This window comes from Solitalea koreensis, from assembly GCF_900182575.1.
Taxonomy (GTDB): domain Bacteria; phylum Bacteroidota; class Bacteroidia; order Sphingobacteriales; family Sphingobacteriaceae; genus Solitalea; species Solitalea koreensis.
Genome location: NZ_FXSZ01000012.1, coordinates 1 through 18340 on the forward strand (window position 1 = coordinate 1; position 18340 = coordinate 18340).

Here is an 18340-nt window from a genome sequence, read left to right on the forward strand (position 1 = left end):
AATGATCTGTGATTCGGTAAAATTGCTTTTTTTCATTTCCCTAAAGTTATAAACTACTACACTTATTATCGTAGCTGTTTTTGGGGAAGATTACAAAAGCTTTAAATCAATTCTTAAATCAGATTTTACAAGTTAAACTAGCCGAATTTAAAAACATTTATAAAAGCACTTGGATTAGAGATAGTTTGTTAAATAATATTAAAAGTGAATCCTATTTCTACAATAATTATTTGATAAGTAAATATTTTGTAAACACAAAGGATACTATACGAGCAATAAGCTTTGCAAAAAAGGCATTAACCGCAAAAAACGAACTTGATGCCTTTCTATATACTCCTCTTAGATCAGAATTAAACTTTATTATTAATAAAAACTATAAAATTAGCGATGAGCCTTACATTGCTGTTAATAAAACAATTTGTGACTTGGGAGTGGTCAAACCGAATGAACAGGTTGAAGCTGCTTTTTCAATAATAAATAAAGGGAAGAAACCATTAATAATAAAAAACATCATAGCTTCTTGTGAATGCACTTTGGTAAATTGGGAACGAAAGCCAATACCTAGTGGAGCTACTTCATTTATTAAAGCCAAGTTAAAAATTAAAAAGGCTGGGTTGTTTAATAAGAATTTGTATGTTTTTTCGAATGCTTATAACAATACACCTTTAATCCTTTCATTAAAGGCTCGTTCTTTCTAAAAACCTTTAAAATTAAATATGAATCAATTAGTAAAAAAAAGCATTGCATTACTAGGTATTGCAATGTTATTGGGTATCCCCCTGACTTCGAATAGTAATCCTGTTCGCCCATGTGGATTTCCAGAATTTGTATACATTGCTGATGATGAGTGTAATGATATATATTACACATGTGATTCCCATAACGTTCCCACTGTACACCATTGCCAAGCACTGTTAGCATATTGTGAAGTAGATGAGGTATGCGAGTGGACCGGGTCGGATTGTTTCAAAAATAAAACACTTCTATTTTGTTATAATTAATGGTATTAATAAATGCCGGCTGTTATTGGCAGTCGGCATTTATTATTTGGTAATCATATGGGATCAAAAAAATATTTTGTATTGCTATTTCTATTTGTCTTAGGTAAAACCACCCTCGGACAAGATAAAATTAAACTCATTGGTATAATTGAAGATTGTGCCACAAAGAAACCTCTTCCCAATGCAACTATTCAATGCATGGGATATGTACCCCGAATTATTCCTCTTTATAAAAAAACAACAACAAGTGACGCTAATGGTAAATTTACCATAGAGGTCCCCAACGGCTCAAAAAATTCATTTACAATTAATCTGATCGGATATGAAACTTATGACCCAAGAAGCTTGCAACAGTGTAATTCTAATACTGATTCTTTACCCATTGGCTTTATTTGTTTAAAGCCTAGCGTTAAAGGACTAAAAGAGGTGGAGGTGGTAGCTCATAAAGAACTCTTGCAGTTAAAAGCCGATAGAATCATATATGATGTAAAAAATGATAAAACAGCGGCAGCCAACAATATCCAAACACTGGTTAGTCGCTTGCCGTTCTTTTCATTGTCATCGGACGGAAAATTATTGTACAAAAATTCCCCACGCTATAAAGTATTTATTGACGGTCGTCCCAGCGGTTTAGCCCGATACGATCCAAATATGTACCTGCAAACCGTGCAAGGACAAACCGTTGATAAAATTGAAATCATTACTTCACCCACAGCCAAGTACGACATGGAAGGGAACTCGATTATAATCAATGTAATCACGAAGAAAATGGAGAATGGATATAGCATTAATTTAAACAGCAAGGGCGATAGTTTTGGTGCTTTAGGAGGGGGGGGCGGCTATGATGAAATCAGGAGTTTGGGGTTTCGGTGTGTCTTCCTCTGCCAATAATAGCATTTTACCGGGCGATTCAGGTTGGGCGATTACCAATGATCATATTAATGGCATTTCCAATAGAGACGAAAATAAAACTGAAAACACCAATAACAACAACGTCAAGTATGGATTGAACCTTAGTTATGATCTTAATAAGAAGCATTTATTCAATCTGTCTTGTTCATTGGGGAATATGGAATCGGACTTAAAAGCTAATTCATTTAATACAACCACTGCGCTTAACAACAACGAGCTCCTTCGGACCTACTCCCGTATTTCGAATGCGCAATCCAATAAAAACAATTATTTTATAGATGCCGATTACCAATATGTATTTAAGCCCGATACCTCCCGAAAAATTGAATCGTCATTAAGCATTGCCTATCGGTATGCGAATAATGCTAGTGAATCAGATAGTAAATTTAATGTTGCAGGGAATACCACCATGTTGGGTAATCAAAACACGAATGATGAAAACAACGGAGAATACACCGTTCAGGCCGATTACACGTTTAAACAAAAAAGAAAAGGGGAGTTTACTTTTGAAACAGGCATCAAAACAGTAGTAAGGGATAATGTCTCATACAAGAGTGTTTATCCAGAGCAATTTAATAGTGGGGAATTTGAACTGCAACCGACTTCAAACTATTCATTTGGGTACAATCAGCAGGTGTATAGCGGCTATGTGAGTCTGTCAGAGAGTTTTAAAAAGCTGGTGATCTCCATTGGTTCACGGATTGAATACAGCAGGGGGCAAGGCATATCGAAAGCCAACAATGATCTGCAGGTACCGTTTTCAACCTCCAATTTTTACCTGATGCCCGTTTTTAACTTGTCGTACCTGGCGAACTGGTCCAACCGCATTAGCTTTTCTTACAGAATGAATGGCAGAAAACCAGCCTTCGACATGCTTAATCCGGCAGTGACTAAATTTAATGAATGGACCGTCAGGTATGGCAACCCTGAATTAAAACCTGAAAAAGCACATTCTTTTAAGACGGAGTATACTTACCTGGGACCAAAAGGGCTAAACCTATCTTTTGCTCTGGAGCATGAGTTTTGTAATAATGCGCTGGAAGATTTTTATTGGGTCAATACCGATTCAATTACGCACAGATCCTATGCTAATTCAGCCACTTCAAAATCGCTTGGCTTGGCATTCAATGTAAATAAATCATTTTTGAATCAAAAGTTACGATTCAGTTTTAATGTAATGCCCCGGAAAGTTTGGAGCAATTACAAAAGTAAACACATAAGCATCGAAGATTTTTCCACGGGCTATGGAGGAAGTGTCAGCTACTCATTTAGCAAGGGGCCGTCTATTTCTTCTAGCTTATTTTCTAACGGAGCGATGGTGCTCGGACAATTAAAAGTGGCTGGCTACACCTCACACAGTTTTGATATTTCGCAGAGTTTTTTTGAAAGAAAGTTAAGCTTTACTGCCTCGGTAACTTCTCCTTTTCAAAAGCAGCGAATAGACGAAGCCCTATTAATGAGCCCGGAATTTGAACAATCTAGCTATAGGTCTTCTCAAATGCGAAGTTTTACATTGAGGTTAAATTATAATTTCCGGAAAAACAGCATCTTAAGCCGTCAAAACACTAAAAAAATAGTAAATGATGATTTGAAATAATTGAAAACATTATTTTTTATGATTCAATTTAGTCTTAAAAATGGTAGAAAAATATCAAAAACTGATTACCCTAGGTAAATTTAGCACCGTTTGCATTGTGTGTAATACATATTGCAAACGGTGCTATAAATTGGAAAAATTAATGCTATATATGAAATTAAATTTTCTATAATAAAATATTAATGGAACTATAATGAGGAAAAAATAATATTGAAGTTTTTATTAAGGGTCTGTTTGCAGACCTTTTTATGTATAGTACTTACTGTAGTGCTGTACTATACGATTATAATTAGCAGACGCGATCTTTATCGAAGATTCAGAGTAAGTCGATTATACAGCACACAAATTAATGCGGTGCAACTATAGTCGAATGAAATAACTCCTCATAATTATATATTTTTAACAAATTGTATAAGATATTAATGAATTTTAACTACCTAATTATTTAGAAAATAAGGTTAGAGAAGAGGTTGACAAAGCTAGGGAGCGGGTTAGCCTATATACAACAGAGTGACTACAAGGTGATTAGCCACAGAAACTCTATCCTTATTATTTTAATTAATATAAAAGGATTAGAAATAAAGTAGTGTAATTGTTTGAATCGAAGTAATTATTCAAAGCTTATTAGATCAAATAATACATATTTAAAATAGCTTTAATAGTATGATTAGTTTCAGTTAGCCTCTTCTTTGTAAGCTTCTCTTTTAACTCCTCTGTGAGAATTGAACTTTGAAAAACAAGTTGAATAGCTTCATGTCGAAGAAACGAATTATCATCATCAATTGCCTTTATTATAAAATTTTTCACTACCACATTCGCAGATGGGTCAATATTGTTTCTTTGTAGAATTGGTTCTAGTGCAATTGCAGCAGCGATTCGATGTCCCGTATGAGTTGAAATTAATAGCGAACCTATATCATCAATCGTTAGCCCAATAATAAACTCCTTAATATTACTTTCAATAATTCTTCTTTGATCAAAAGAAGAATTAAGATATTCTTCTCCTAACAACTTTATTCCTTCAACTTGAATTGTAACAGTTGTTGAAACTAGTCTTTGGGTTTGTTCAGAAGAGAGCGGCGTACCTGTGTTAATAGTTTTTTTAATCTCTTCGATTTGAGTTAATTGAGCTTTAAACAAACCGCCAATTTCAATATTTGCGCTCTCATTAGAAATTCGGTTGATTAAATTTGTTAGCTGTTTCTTAAAAGTAAGAAATAACCCTAGAACTAACCCTGGCCATACTAAAGTATGAACAAATTTTTGGACGATATCCCAATCTATATTACACATTAGCTTCAAATTTATTGTAGGTAGATGTCTCGTCCAGAAGTATAAGAGAAGGATGCTCAGCAATAAAAAGATTGTCTGAAAAAATCATGACTTCTTCTCCTTTACTCGCTTGCGCTGCACTATAATTTAAAGTATATTTTACTTGTCTGAAATTTTCATACAACTGACGAATTTGCTGAACATTATCATACGTAACTATCCATTTTTGTTGAGAAACATTACTTATTTCTGTTGCAATTTGTTTGTGGTCACTATCTTGATAAAAGTTTAAATAGAGGTCCTTACCTTTAACATAATATGGGGGATCTAAATAGAAAAGTGATTTTGCAGGTAACGTTTTTTGGAGGGCATTAACCAATTGAACAGCATCAGAATTATGTAGTTCTATTTTATCTTTGTAAAGAGCTATTCGTTCTATTCTTTTCTTTAAATCAGTTTTATTAAATCTAGCATCAATTTTCCAATCTCCTAGCTGTTGACGTCCACCTATAGCTCCGGCATTTAAAATTCCTGATCTGTTTGTTCGGTTGAGAAAAAAGGTTGAAAAACCAACTTCTAAAAGTCCGAACTGCTCCTTTTCTTTTTGAACTATTTTTTGTTGCTCCCAAACATCCATAGTTACAGGTGTATCATGAATTAATTGGCATAATTCATCTGTATTATTGATAACTGAATGCCAAAAAGAAAATATAGAGCGATCAATATCATTAATAACAATTCTTGAGGCGTACTCATTAAATAAAAGTGAAAGAGCTACAGATGCACCACCAGCATAAGGCTCTATATACACACCATCATATAGCAAATTTTCTTTAAAAATTTGTTTAAAATACTCAGCTACCTTCCCCTTACCACCTGGGTATCTTAATGGTGAATAAAAATCCATGCTTATTATTTAATATTATTCCACAATATTACCATAAAGTCTTGCATGTTGTCCCAAGTTATAATGAGATTTTCAGCTTTAGGTGAAAATCTGTTGTTATGAACGTAAGCGTGCCATGTATCAAGACCAAGTATATCATTACTATCTTTAACAGAAGATTTAACCCCTTTACATATTGCCTGATCTGCCCATTTTTTTGTATCAAGATGATTTGCAACAACATTTATTTTCTGTTGTAGATTCATTCCTGATTTTGCAGCTGATGGAGAGGGTGTTGGAGTTAAACTATGTTCTTCAACATAACTATCCACACTAAGCTCAACAAAAACCCTGAAAAGAACAGCAACTGCATTTGTGTGTCTTGTTACATCAATATCCATGAGCTCATGATATATAGCATTCACTTTAGGATTATTTATGCTCATTCCACAAGTTTTAGGTATTAATTTCTTACGCTCTGTTGGGATAGGTTTGGATTTTATTGATGATGCTGGCTTACTTGCAACAACAGGAGAGGCTGATGAAGAGGAATTAATTTGCCATAGTTTTCCTGCTGCAATCGATGTATCAGGAATACTTGCTTTATGAAAATTCTGAATGTAGTCCTTCCTTGCATCCTTATCATATATCTTTTTAACAGTAAATTTCGGATCTAGTATATCCTTAACTACTTGGGTTAAACCTTTAACAACTTCCTTCTCATCAATTTTTGATTGAATTGTACCGTTATTAAATTCGATTCCTAAAAATGTTCTAACATCAGGATCATCAATTAACCTATCTAAATTAGTGGTATTTATTTTTTCTACGTTACTTTTTATTTCCGCTGGAACATCTGGAGAGGCTTTTAATAATTTAATAATTTGAATTGACGTAGACGTTTTACCTTCTGTTTTTTCACCAAATCTTTGTTTTTGAAGTGGATCCCAACCATCAGTACCAGTTCCATATTTTCCATAACCGTGTTTTAAACCAATCCAAATATCTGCTTCTTTTGGATCATCATAAATAACACAGTCAACTTCAGATACTAAACGATCCTTGTTTACTTCATTAAGTTTCTTAAACTTCCTTTTTAAAGATAAATATTTAGCACCCTCAATTAAATCAGGGTTATTAAGAAATTTTAAACAAGTGGTCCTTCTATTTCCTTCTAATACTATGTAATAATTTTTATCATGGGCGGATGCAATTACTTGAATACTATCATTGGGGTTTAATCCGAATTCCATGATATGCTCAGCCAAATTGAATAAAAAATCATTTTGATTATCAAGCATTTTATCTAATGCTTCTTTTTGACTTGCTACCGTTTCAAATCTGTAATTCTCGGTATTTACTAACAGATTTGTTAATTTAATTTTTTTTGTTCTTGCCACAGGGAGATTATTTTTTCCACATACAGATAATAAGGCAAAATAAACAAAAATAAATAAATTTAATTATATGTAATATTAACCAGCTGATTATTAACTATATAAAAACAAGAATTAGCTTTTTAAGCAAATAGATCTCTAAGGCTTAATTCCAGAGCTGTAGCTAATGAATACATTGTACTAATTGTAGTATTTACTTCCCCTCTTTCAATTCTCCCAATCTGAGACAAAGGAACATCTGCTTTGTTGGCAAGATCTTCTTGCGAAAGGCCTTTCTCCTTTCGCAGTTCTCTTACCCTCTCGCCGAAAGCTTTTATCACTTTATCATTTTTAATATTTATCACAAAGGCAAATTGCCCTGTGTTCATAAATATAATAGACGCATATATGCGTTATTTTAATAGTTTTGAATTTTAAATTAATCTATATGAAAAAAACATTTATCCTTACTGCTTTAATATTCTCAGTCAACACACTGTATTCACAAACACTCAAAAAAGTTATTATTAATCGATACCCAAAGGAAGTTCCAGCTGGAAAAATTTGGCGACTAAACATCTCTAAAAAAGTGAAGGTTGAAGTATCAAAATTAACTTTAGAGCGCGGAAGTAAATTCAATGCGTTATTCTTATCCAACCCTAAATTTTTATATAGTATTGCGGTTGGTGAAAATGGACAACCATCTAAGCTTTATACAATTATATTTAAAGAGCTTGAAAAAATACCTTTCAGCAATGATTACTCTTATAATATTAAGCCTATAACCTTTGTTGATGAAAATTTTTCACTAAGTGATCTTACCACAGAAAATGAAATAAGCAACCTAGGCGTAAAGGAAATCACTTTTGAACCTGGCGAAAAGGTTTATGTTGGCAATGGCTTAGATGTAATTGAATTAGACGAAATCCCTAAGAATACCACAAAAGCTATTTCTGCTCAATCACAATCCAAAGATGAAATGGTTTATAAATCAGACTATTGGATTAACTCCAAAGCATATAAAAGTTTTGGTGAAGCTGGAGACAACCCAGTTGTAGAAAATGTTAAAGTCATTCACACCAAACAAAATTTTAAAGTATTCTTTGGAAAAAAGCTATCCATTTATACAATTGTGGGTTACAAAAGATTTTCAGAAGTAAGATTAGATTATACAGTCAAAAAAGATGGCAAGATGTATCTTATTTCATTGTGTAAAATGCCAAATGGTAATCCTTCTTTATTAATTGAAAAACAATGGGCTATACCAGAAGCATACTTAGACTAACAATATTTAAAAGTTTTTAAAGAGGATTTTGAATCGAAAATCCTCTTTTTAAGTTTGCAGGTTCTTAAAAATCGGCACCTGAATGTTAAAAACAGACTTCTCCAAAGTCACGGATTTATTTTTAGTCTACCCAGAAGGCTTTGAAAATCATTATTCTTCATTATCTCCTTTCATTCAGAAGTTAGTTGGAATAATACCAGATAGTATTCACCTATTCGTAATTGTAAATAACAGCAAGGCTAAGAATACTATTTGCTTTAAGTATCCAAATAAAAATATGGATGTAATTATTATCGATGGTTTTAATGAGATATGGCTAAGGGATATGATGGGATTTAATGTAGGAGATAAAATAATCAGACCATACTATCATCCAAACTATTGTAGCTGTCAATTTTCCTTCTTAGATCTGATTGAATTGGATAATAATATTGATGATATTATTAAAGAAACGATTAATAAACCAATTGAAAGGATGCCGATAGTAATGGATGGTGGTAGTTTGGTTACGAATGGCAATATTGGTTTTATTACCAAAAAGATTTTAGAGGATAATAGAGGACTGGATGAGGAAAAGGTGATCAGGATAATTAAAGAATTTTTAGGAATTGAACCAATTGTTGTAGATAGATATAAACATGATAAAATGGGTCATACGGATGGCTACATGCAATTTATCAATGACGATCTTCTTTTGGTTAGCCAATATCCAGATATGGCTTTTTTAAGTGAGGATAATAAATATTTAAAATACTTGGAGGATATAGCCCTTAAAAATAAAATGAGGATTGATCTTATTTATGAAAGGCCGATTGATGAAATGGGGTGCTGTGTTTATGGAGAGGATAAAAAATGTATGTATGGTTCAAGAGGTATATATGTGAATTATTTGGCTTTAAATAATACGGTCATAATACCAGAATACACTTTACCAAAATCAGATAAAAGAGATTACAACTTGATTAACAAAGAGGTGTTTAACCAATATTTTGAAAATGTAGTTTCTATCAATTGTGATGAACTATCTAAATTTTCAGGAGTTCTACATTGTATTAGTTGGGTTAATTAACGCTGAAAATAATCTTCAAATTTGGAAATCTCGGCTTATTTGAAATGATGAAAACCACTATGAAACGATTATTCGGGAAAAATGGAAAAATTTACAAAAAATGTATGTAAAGCCGTATGTAGAAAAAATAAAATCCGCATTAATGATATTAAAAATGCGGATTTTTAAAATTTTCTGTGGAGCTGGAGGGATTCGAACCCTCGTCCAAACATGGGACCTGATGCGCTTTCTACATGCTTATTTTGTGTTTAATTTTCGACTGAGGTCTGCCCACAAACAGGCTAACAACAGCTTAGCTTTTTTAATTGTCGGGCTTGATTAAAAGCATTACAAACCTTAATCCCACTTTTCTGTGCTTCCGGATCGGACGCGGCAGGATTGCGCTTCCGGGAAACATCTCGCTTCCAACTCTTAGCTGGAACTAGGCCATTATATCTCCGATATAATTAAGCAGCAAGAGCGTAGTTATTTTCGCCGTTTGTTGTTTGAGGATTTTCTTTAACGGGCACTCTCCACAACGCCCTGCATGCTTACACACAAATCTTCCATCCTGTCAATTCCGGTCAACCCCATTTGTGTATAGTTGCAAATATAGCGTATTGCAAGCGTATCGCAAAACTTCATGCGTATAGTGAGGTCGATAGTTCATGGAAGTATATAATCAATGAATTATGGTTTCATGTACATCTTTTGTTGAAAGCAATCTTCCAGGATAAACGTTCAGCGCTATTTCCAAACATTCCATTGCACGAGCAATCGCATTGGTGTTGAGCACATAGGCAATGCGGACTTCATCTTTGCCGGCTCCAGGGGTTGAATAAAAGCCGGTAGCAGGAGCAAGCATGATCGTTTGGTTTTTATAGTCGAATTCGTCAAGCAGCCATTCGCAAAATGCATCGGAATCGTCAATCGGGAGTTTGGCCACTACGTAAAATGCCCCACCCGGATTAGAACAAAAAACGCCTTCCATCTTATTTAAGGAGGCAACTAACAGGTTTCTTCGCTCCGTGTATTCATTAATCACCTTGTCGAAATAGGATTGAGGCGTGTCAACGGCTGCGATTGCTGCTATCTGAGCCACGGCAGGAGGGGCAAGTCGGGCTTGTGCATATTTTAATGCAGCAGCATGAACGTCCTTGTTTTTGGTAATCAAGGCTCCCAGGCGTGCGCCGCAGGCGCTGTATCTTTTTGAAACTGTATCAATCATGATGAAGTGATTGTCCAGGCTATCTAAATGTCCGGGAGAAACAAATTCTTGTCCATCATAACAGAATTCCCGATAGGCTTCGTCTGCAATTAGAAACAGATCGTGCTCTAAAACAAGTTTTTTGAGCGCTTCCAACTCCGCCCTCGAATAAAGGTAACCCGTTGGATTATTTGGACTGCAAATGAGGATTGCTTTTGTCTTTTTTGTAATTAGTTTTTCAAATTCATGGATAGGAGGCAGCGCAAATCCATTTTCAATATAAGAACGTATAGGCCTTACGGTTACGCCGGCAAGACAAGTAAACGCGTTGTAATTCGCATAAAATGGTTCAGGAACTATGATTTCTTCATCATAGTCAATGCAGGCGCTAATTGCTATTGTCAATGCTTCCGATCCACCGTCTGTTACAATAATATCTTCTGGTGTTATATGGTAACCATGGTTATGGTAGTATTCAGAAAGTTTGGAGCGGTATTCAGGAGTGCCTTCTGATTGTGTATAGGCCCAAATTTTGAAATCAATATGTTTAATGGCTTCAATCATGCCCGCAGGCGTTTCAATATCAGGTTGGCCGATGTTAAGATGGTAAACAATTTTCCCTTCCTGTTTAGCTTTTTCAGCAAAAGGAGTTAGTTTTCGGATAGGGGAGGCGGGCATCAAAAACCCGGTACTTGATATTTTAGGCATACCCAAAAATAAAAAATCCACCAGTATTTGGCGGATTTTTATTCTAAAATATTGTAGGTAGTCCGAATTTTATTTTCCGGCAGGTTTAGTTGCAGGATCAACTTCTCCTTTAATATAAAGAACCTTTTGAGGGGTTTTTGAATTAGAAGTAATCGTTACATTCTTGTTAAATGGAACCGGACGGCCTGCACTGTTATAAGAAACGGTTACAATACCTGATTCTCCTTTTTTAACTGGTTCTTTCGTCCATTTTGGAATTGTACAACCGCAAGGAGCAGTAACATTTGTAATAATTAAAGGCTCGTCACCCACGTTGGTAAATTTAAAATCGTAAGAAGCAAGCGTACCTTCTTTAATTTTGCCAAAGTCGTGAACTTCTTTTTCAAATTTAAATTCAGCTTGTTGTGCTTTGGCAACGGTAAAGCCCGCTACTAACATAAATCCTACTAAAAGCAATTTTTTCATGGTTTAATCTTTTTTTATGTTATACAAAGATAATGGATTCAATGTTACAATAAATTTCAAAATTTATACCAAAAAAGTTCATTAAATAATATTACATGTCAATGATGCCAACAGGTGGCTTAATTTTATTAATTTTGCGCCACCTTTTAATGAACCGTTTATGCAAAATGAAGTAAATAAGAATGAGTCTTCTATGGTTGAAAATAAGGAATTAAACTTTTCTGAATTCAGGGAGGTGGTGTTGGACGATTACCGTTTGGTAAATGAAAGTCGTCAGGCAAGTTTGTTTGGCCGTAAAGAGGTACTTACCGGAAAAGCGAAATTCGGCATCTTTGGAGATGGGAAAGAACTTGCTCAAATCGCTATGGCAAAGGTGTTTAAGAATGGAGATTTTCGTTCCGGATATTACCGTGATCAAACTTTTCACTTCGCTGCCGGAATTTATACGATTAAAGAATTTTTTGCACAGTTATACGCCCATGCGGATGTAAACTTTGAAAGTTCTACAGCAGGCCGTGGTATGACCTGCCATTTCGGAACCCGTAGTTTGAATGAGGATGGTAGCTGGAAGAACCTAACAGAAATGAAAAATTCTTCGGCTGATATTTCATGTACAGCCGGACAAATGATTCGTTTAGTGGGTTTAGCGCAGGCATCAAAATTATACCGTGAAAACAAAGAGCTTGCACATTTAACTCAATTCTCAAATAACGGCAATGAGATTGCTTTTGGTACCATTGGAGATGCAAGCACCTCCGAAGGTCATTTTTACGAAGCCATTAATGCAGTGGGCGTTCTTCAGGTGCCAATGCTAATGTCGGTTTGGGACGATGGGTATGGTATTTCAGTAAGTCAGAAATATCAAACCACTAAACAGAATATTTCAGAAATTCTGAAGGGTTTCCAACGCGATGAACATGGTGAAGGATATGAAATTTTACGTGTAAAAGGTTGGGATTACGCAGCGCTGTGTGAAACCTATGAGCAAGCGGCAGCTATTTGCCGTGAGCATCACCGTCCGGTTTTAGTGCATGTACAAGAGGTTACTCAGCCTCAAGGCCACTCTACATCAGGTTCGCATGAACGCTACAAATCTCGTGAACGTTTGGATTGGGAAGCTAATCACGACTGTATTAAGAAAATGCGTGAGTGGATTATCAACTCAGCAATTGCTACTGCTGAAGAGCTGGATGCAATTGAAGATAGCGCTAAAAAACATGTTCGTGACTTGCAAAAAGAAGCATGGGCTGATTTTAACGCGCCTATAAAACAGGAAATTATTGAAGTTGCTGCTATTTTTGACGAAATCGAAGCTGAAAGCAGCCATGCTCAGGATGTAAAATATCATAAAAACGTACTTAAGTCAACAATTGACCCTACGCGAAAGGATATTATTTCAAACCTGCGAAGAGTGTTACGTGCTGTCCGCAATGAAAAGATTAGTGGGAAACAGAAGCTGATTAACTGGTATACTAAAGCAAAAGAAGTTAATAAAGATCGCTATAATACCTTTTTGTTCACCGATACCGATGAGTCGGCACTGAAAGTGCAAGAGGTAAAACCGATTTATGATGAAACTACCAAAAATGTGGATGGTCGTGAAATTTTGCAAGCCTGTTTTGATGCAGCATTTGCTCGTGACCCGCGTTTAGTAGCTTTTGGAGAAGACGTAGGTCGTATTGGTGATGTAAATCAAGGCTTCGCCGGCTTACAGGAGAAATACGGTGAAAACCGGATTTTTGACGTCGGTATTCGTGAAGCAACGATCATGGGTCAGGGCATAGGTTTGGCCATGCGTGGTTTGCGCCCAATCGCTGAAATTCAATACCTCGATTATATTTATTATGGTTTACAGCCTTTGGCTGATGATGTGTCCTCACTTTCATATCGTACTAAAAGAGGTCAAAAGGCTCCATTAATTGTACGTACCCGTGGTCATCGTTTGGAAGGTATCTGGCATGCCGGTTCTCCAATCGGTACATTAATCAACGCGTTACGTGGTATGCATTTATTGGTTCCCCGTAATATGACCCAGGCTGCAGGTTTCTATAATACATTAATTAAGGCTGATGAACCTGCTTTAGTAATTGAGTGTTTGAACGGTTACCGTTTAAAAGAGAAATTACCGGCTAATATTGGAGAGTTTACAACTCCTTTAGGTGTTCCGGAAGTACTTATTGAAGGTACCGATATTACTTTGGTAACCTACGGGTCGTGTGTTCGTATTGCCGAAGAAGCCGCTTTACAACTAGCTGAAGTTGGTATTTCAGTTGAACTTGTGGATGTTCAATCATTATTGCCATTCGACATACATCATAAAATTGTTGAATCATTGAAGAAAACCAACCGCATTATTTTCCTTGATGAAGATATGCCGGGCGGCGCAACTGCATTCATGATGCAACAGGTAATTGAGGTGCAAAAGGGATATTATTATTTAGATACCGAACCTCGCACCATCACAGCGAAAGAACATCGTCCGGCCTACGGCTCCGACGGTGATTATTTCTCAAAACCGAGTGTTGAAGATGTATTTGATGCAGTTTATGAAATGATGCAGGAGGTTGATTCAAGCCGATTCCCAGGAATTTATTAGGTTCCGGATTTAGGCTTTAGAATTATTTTTTTGAGTTTAGCGTTTAGTAATTAGAATTTATATAATAGTTTTTTAAAATGATTTCAAGATATAGCCGTTTAGCAGTGGCCGTTCTGGCATTAGGGCTTGCCGTTTATTTGTTTACCATTAGCCAGATCAGTTTGGGGCTTTTGCTCATTTTAATTTCAGCTTTGTTCGTGTTATTCTTTTTTAGAAATGAAAACATGTTAGCCGCCTTCTTTTACATGAGAAAGAACAATATGGAGCGTGCCGATTATTTTTTAAGAAGAATCAAAAATGCGGATGAAACATTAAGCAAAGGACAAGCAGCTTACTATAATTTCTTAATGGGTACAATTGAGTCTCAAAAAAGCATTTTTCAATCAGAAAAATACTTTAAGAAAGCATTGTCGTTAGGCTTGCGTATGGATCATGATTTGGCGATGGCTAAATTGAGTTTGGCAGGTGTGGCGATGGCAAAAGGTAATAAGCGCGAAGCTCAAAACTTACTTGCTGATGCAAAAAAACTAGATAAGAATAAAATGCTTACCGATCAGATTAAAATGATGCAAGGCCAAATGGGACAAGTTGGTATGCAAAAAGTAGGTATGCAAAGCTACCAGGGCCGCAAGCGAATGTAGTTTCTGAATCAGATTCTAGGTCAAAGAATCAAGATAAAAGACAAAAGCCGGAATGAGAGTTTCGGCTTTTGTGCGTTCTTTAAACAAGGCTCATTCGATCACCTTCATTACCTGTTGAATGTCAGTATCGCACAGTTTAATTTCAATTTTATTGTTTGGATATTGGCTTTGAAGCGATCTTTTTAAGTCTTGAAAATAATACAGCATATCGGCATTATTCCATGCTTTGTTTAAAACCGGAATGTACAAGATAAACTTGCTTTCCTGTTTTTCAAGATAAATAGATTTCAGATGAATAGTGTCGAAGAAGTTTTCCTTGGTAAGCAGCAAGCCCATTTGTTTTACCTCGTCATCGGCGATTTTTGCTTTTTGATACAGAATTTCATGGTTCAGCATACCAAACGTTTGTCGTTCGGTTTTAACGTCAGCCACGAAACCGGTTAATGCCATAGTGCCAACCGTAAAGATGGCCGCTAAGACTCCGATGAGCATTGCTTGTCTATTGGAATAGGTTCCGCCCTGAGCCATTAAATGCTGCCCGATGTTTTTAGATTGAAAAACGAACACTATTGCAAATGCTATTACGCAGTATAAAAGCGGTAAAAGGCCGTAGGGCAATTGCTGCATGAACTCAAATGTGAGTGTGGCCCAAAGTAGTAAAATCGTTAATAAAGCACTTATTATCCATGTGATTCTTTCTTTTTTAGGCTGATGAAAGGTTGAAAAGTTTTGAGCTAAGAGATACCCTGCGGCGATGGGGCCTCCCAGAAATGATCCTATTAAAATGGCCCTCTCTTTATAAATTTTAGGCATGGTTTAGTATTAAAAGGTCAATCAATAGCTTAAATTCTTCCAGCCTGATTAAATTTTTCATTTTTATGATAGCGAATGAGTTAATGGCAGAAAGCTAAATTGATGTTTTTCTTTTTAAAATTTATCTCTTTTGCTAAAAACGCAAGTATATATTTGCAGCCTTAAAACCCTCCCCGATTACGATCAGGATTGAGGGCATTTAAAACTAAACTATTCCGAAAAATTTTGACCATGTCAGAACAGAATTACTTCCTGAAGATAGCATCTATGCTGGGTATTGGATCACGCCAGGTAGAAGCTACAGTTAAATTGCTTAATGATGGAGCGACCATTCCGTTTATTTCACGTTACCGTAAAGAATTAACCGGTAGTTTGGACGAAGTAGCGATCGGTGCAATTCGTGATGAGATTGTACGTTTGCGCGAATTGGATAAACGCAGGGAAGCCATTTTGAATTCGATACGTGAGCAAGGTAAATTAACCGAAGAGCTTGAGCAGCAGATCAACGATGCTGAAACCATGAGCAAATTGGAAGATTTATACCTCCCGTACAAGCCGAAGCGTCGTACAAAAGCAACGATCGCGCGCGAACGTGGTTTGGAGCCGTTGGCCGTACTCGTTTTTGCACAGGAAATAAAAGATATAGAAGCAGAAGCTTCAAAATTTATTGATGTTGAGAAGGAAGTAAATAATGAATCGGAAGCATTGCAAGGTGCCCGTGATATTATTGCTGAATGGATGAATGAGGATGCTCCGGCACGTGAGAAAATGCGCTCGCTTTTCAAAGAAAAAGCAGTGGTGAAATCTTCGGTGATGAAAGGCAAGGAAGAAGAAGGCGTGAAATACCAGGATTACTTCGACTGGTCAGAGCCGTTGATGTCGGCACCTTCGCACCGATTGTTGGCTATGCGTCGTGGTGAAAAAGAGATGATTCTGAGCCTTGACATTGCTCCTGAAAAAGAAGATGCAATTGCAATTCTTGAAACCTTATTCGTGAAAGGCTATGGTTCTGCAGCCGAGCAAATAAAGATCGCCATTGATGATTGCTATAAACGTTTATTAGCTCCATCTATTGAAACGGAAATGCGTTTGCTCACCAAGAAACTTGCCGATGAAAAAGCAATTTCTGTTTTTGCCGATAATTTAAGAGAGTTGTTGTTGTCATCTCCATTGGGTCAGAAAAGCATTTTAGCAATCGATCCGGGTTTCCGTACCGGTTGTAAAGTAGTAGCACTTGATCAGCAAGGTAAATTATTAGAGAACACTGTTATTTATCCTACTGCATCGTCACATGCAAAAATGATGGAAGCGGAAGCCGTGATTTTGGCTTTCTGTCAAAAATATGCTATTGAAGCAATTGCCATTGGTAATGGTACAGCAGGGCGTGAAACAGAAACATTTGTTCGTTCTATTGCTCATTTGCCTAAAGAAATTGTTGTGATTTCGGTAAATGAAAGTGGTGCGTCCATTTATTCAGCTTCAGAAGTTGCCCGTGAAGAGTTTCCGGATGAGGATGTAACTGTGCGCGGAGCGGTTTCGATTGGTCGTCGTTTGGCCGACCCCTTGGCTGAGTTGGTTAAAATTGATCCAAAATCGATTGGTGTAGGTCAATACCAACACGATGTTGATCAAAATGCCTTGAAAAGCAAATTGGATGAAGTTGTAGAAAGTTGCGTGAACAGAGTAGGGGTGGAGGTAAATACAGCCAGTAAACAACTGCTTACCTATGTTTCAGGTCTTGGCCCAACGCTGGCTCAAAATATCGTGAACTATAGAAATGAAAATGGGCCATTCAAGTCGCGTAAGGCTTTAATGAAAGTGCCACGTATGGGCGAAAAAGTATTTGAGCAGGCTGCCGGTTTCTTGCGGATTATGAACAGTGAGCATCCGCTTGATAAAAGTGCTGTTCACCCTGAAAGTTATTCGGTTGTAGAGTCGATGGCAAAAGATCTTGCATGTAAAGTAGAAGATTTGATCGCCAATAAAGAACTTCGTAAAAAAATAGAACTGAAAAAATACGTTACCGAAACGGTTGGTTTGCCGACTCTGAATGATATTATACAGGAATTGGATAAACCGGGCCGTGATCCGCGCAAATCATTCGAGGTATTTAAATTCGAAGAGACTGTTAACGAAATCTCCGATTTAAAAGTGGGAATGAAACTTCCGGGAATTGTAACCAACGTAACCAATTTTGGTGCTTTCGTTGATATTGGCGTTCATCAGGATGGTTTGGTTCATTTGAGTCAATTATCAAACCGTTTCATTACCGATGCCAACGAAGTGGTTAAAGTTCAGCAAAAAGTAATGGTAACAGTAACCGAAGTTGATATTGCGCGTAAACGAATTGCGTTAACCATGAAAGATGATTCGGTATCGGCACCTAAAAGCAAATCTGAGAAAGAAAAGTCAAGAAATGACCGTTCAAACAGATCAGCGAATTCAGGGGCATCTCAAAGACAAGAGAAACCTCGAGAAGAGCAGGATATGAATGCGATGTTAGCTGCTTTGAAAGGAAAGTGGAAGAATTAAT

The 18340-nt window shown here is 36.3% G+C and carries 15 protein-coding genes and 1 other RNA gene; 8 read left to right on the plus strand and 8 right to left on the minus strand.

Annotation, left to right across the window (positions count from 1 at the left end; translation table 11 throughout):
- The first annotated feature begins 185 nt into the window (after positions 1 to 185).
- From FN756_RS13260 to FN756_RS13270, 3 genes are all read left to right on the plus strand, one after another.
- On the plus strand, positions 186 to 698 hold the full coding sequence (locus FN756_RS13260) for a DUF1573 domain-containing protein (protein ID WP_185955288.1): 513 nt from the start codon (positions 186 to 188) through the stop codon (positions 696 to 698).
- 360 nt (positions 699 to 1058) lie between these two features.
- Positions 1059 to 1892, plus strand: a complete 834-nt coding sequence (locus FN756_RS13265; RefSeq protein WP_142604597.1) for a peptidase associated domain and porin domain-containing protein — start codon at positions 1059 to 1061, stop codon at positions 1890 to 1892.
- Positions 1843 to 3510 carry an outer membrane beta-barrel family protein gene (locus FN756_RS13270; protein ID WP_142604598.1) on the plus strand — a complete coding sequence of 556 codons (1668 nt, stop codon included), beginning with the start codon at positions 1843 to 1845 and terminating at the stop codon, positions 3508 to 3510. Before FN756_RS13265 ends, FN756_RS13270 begins: the two co-directional genes overlap by 50 nt.
- Positions 3511 to 4134: 624 nt before the next feature.
- Here the strand turns inward: FN756_RS13270 and FN756_RS13275 are convergent.
- The 4 genes from FN756_RS13275 to FN756_RS13290 all read right to left on the minus strand — a co-directional run bounded on the left by FN756_RS13275 (position 4135) and on the right by FN756_RS13290 (position 7433).
- The gene (locus FN756_RS13275; protein ID WP_142604599.1) at positions 4135 to 4803 is read right to left on the minus strand and encodes a hypothetical protein; all 669 of its coding nucleotides are present in this window, start codon (positions 4801 to 4803) and stop codon (positions 4135 to 4137) included.
- Positions 4796 to 5689, minus strand: a complete 894-nt coding sequence (locus tag FN756_RS13280; RefSeq protein ID WP_142604600.1) for a DNA adenine methylase — start codon at positions 5687 to 5689, stop codon at positions 4796 to 4798. The genes FN756_RS13275 and FN756_RS13280 overlap by 8 nt, the downstream gene beginning before the upstream one ends.
- 5 nt (positions 5690 to 5694) lie before the next feature.
- Complete coding sequence (locus tag FN756_RS13285; protein WP_142604601.1) at positions 5695 to 7068, minus strand: hypothetical protein; 1374 nt, start codon at positions 7066 to 7068, stop codon at positions 5695 to 5697.
- Positions 7069 to 7187: 119 nt separating this feature from the next.
- The gene (locus tag FN756_RS13290) at positions 7188 to 7433 is read right to left on the minus strand and encodes a helix-turn-helix domain-containing protein (protein WP_142604602.1); all 246 of its coding nucleotides are present in this window, start codon (positions 7431 to 7433) and stop codon (positions 7188 to 7190) included.
- A 59-nt stretch (positions 7434 to 7492) separates the two neighbouring features.
- Here FN756_RS13290 and FN756_RS13295 point away from each other — a divergent pair, with 59 nt between their 5' ends.
- Entirely contained in the window at positions 7493 to 8329 is an 837-nt protein-coding gene (locus FN756_RS13295) for a hypothetical protein (protein WP_142604603.1), read from the plus strand.
- A gap of 82 nt (positions 8330 to 8411) precedes the next feature.
- Complete coding sequence (locus FN756_RS13300; RefSeq protein ID WP_142604604.1) at positions 8412 to 9398, plus strand: agmatine deiminase family protein; 987 nt, start codon at positions 8412 to 8414, stop codon at positions 9396 to 9398.
- A 174-nt stretch (positions 9399 to 9572) separates the two neighbouring features.
- On the opposite strand, the gene ssrA is transcribed toward FN756_RS13300, so the two are convergent.
- From ssrA to FN756_RS13315, 3 genes are all read right to left on the minus strand, one after another.
- Positions 9573 to 9969, minus strand: a transfer-messenger RNA (tmRNA) gene (gene ssrA, locus FN756_RS13305).
- 90 nt (positions 9970 to 10059) lie between these two features.
- Entirely contained in the window at positions 10060 to 11292 is a 1233-nt protein-coding gene (locus FN756_RS13310) for a pyridoxal phosphate-dependent aminotransferase (RefSeq protein ID WP_142604605.1), read from the minus strand.
- A 69-nt stretch (positions 11293 to 11361) separates the two neighbouring features.
- Entirely contained in the window at positions 11362 to 11757 is a 396-nt protein-coding gene (locus FN756_RS13315) for a DUF1573 domain-containing protein (RefSeq protein WP_142604606.1), read from the minus strand.
- A gap of 160 nt (positions 11758 to 11917) precedes the next feature.
- Between FN756_RS13315 and FN756_RS13320 the strand changes: the two genes are divergently transcribed.
- On the plus strand, positions 11918 to 14353 hold the full coding sequence (locus FN756_RS13320; RefSeq protein ID WP_142604607.1) for an alpha-ketoacid dehydrogenase subunit alpha/beta: 2436 nt from the start codon (positions 11918 to 11920) through the stop codon (positions 14351 to 14353).
- 77 nt (positions 14354 to 14430) lie between these two features.
- Positions 14431 to 14994, plus strand: a complete 564-nt coding sequence (locus FN756_RS13325) for a DUF2892 domain-containing protein (protein WP_142604608.1) — start codon at positions 14431 to 14433, stop codon at positions 14992 to 14994.
- A 90-nt stretch (positions 14995 to 15084) separates the two neighbouring features.
- On the opposite strand, the gene FN756_RS13330 is transcribed toward FN756_RS13325, so the two are convergent.
- The gene (locus FN756_RS13330; protein ID WP_142604609.1) at positions 15085 to 15807 is read right to left on the minus strand and encodes a hypothetical protein; all 723 of its coding nucleotides are present in this window, start codon (positions 15805 to 15807) and stop codon (positions 15085 to 15087) included.
- Between the two features lie 231 nt (positions 15808 to 16038).
- Here FN756_RS13330 and FN756_RS13335 point away from each other — a divergent pair, with 231 nt between their 5' ends.
- Positions 16039 to 18339 (plus strand): Tex family protein, encoded by a 2301-nt coding sequence (locus FN756_RS13335; protein ID WP_142604610.1) that lies wholly within the window; start codon positions 16039 to 16041, stop codon positions 18337 to 18339.
- Position 18340 lies beyond the last annotated feature (1 nt).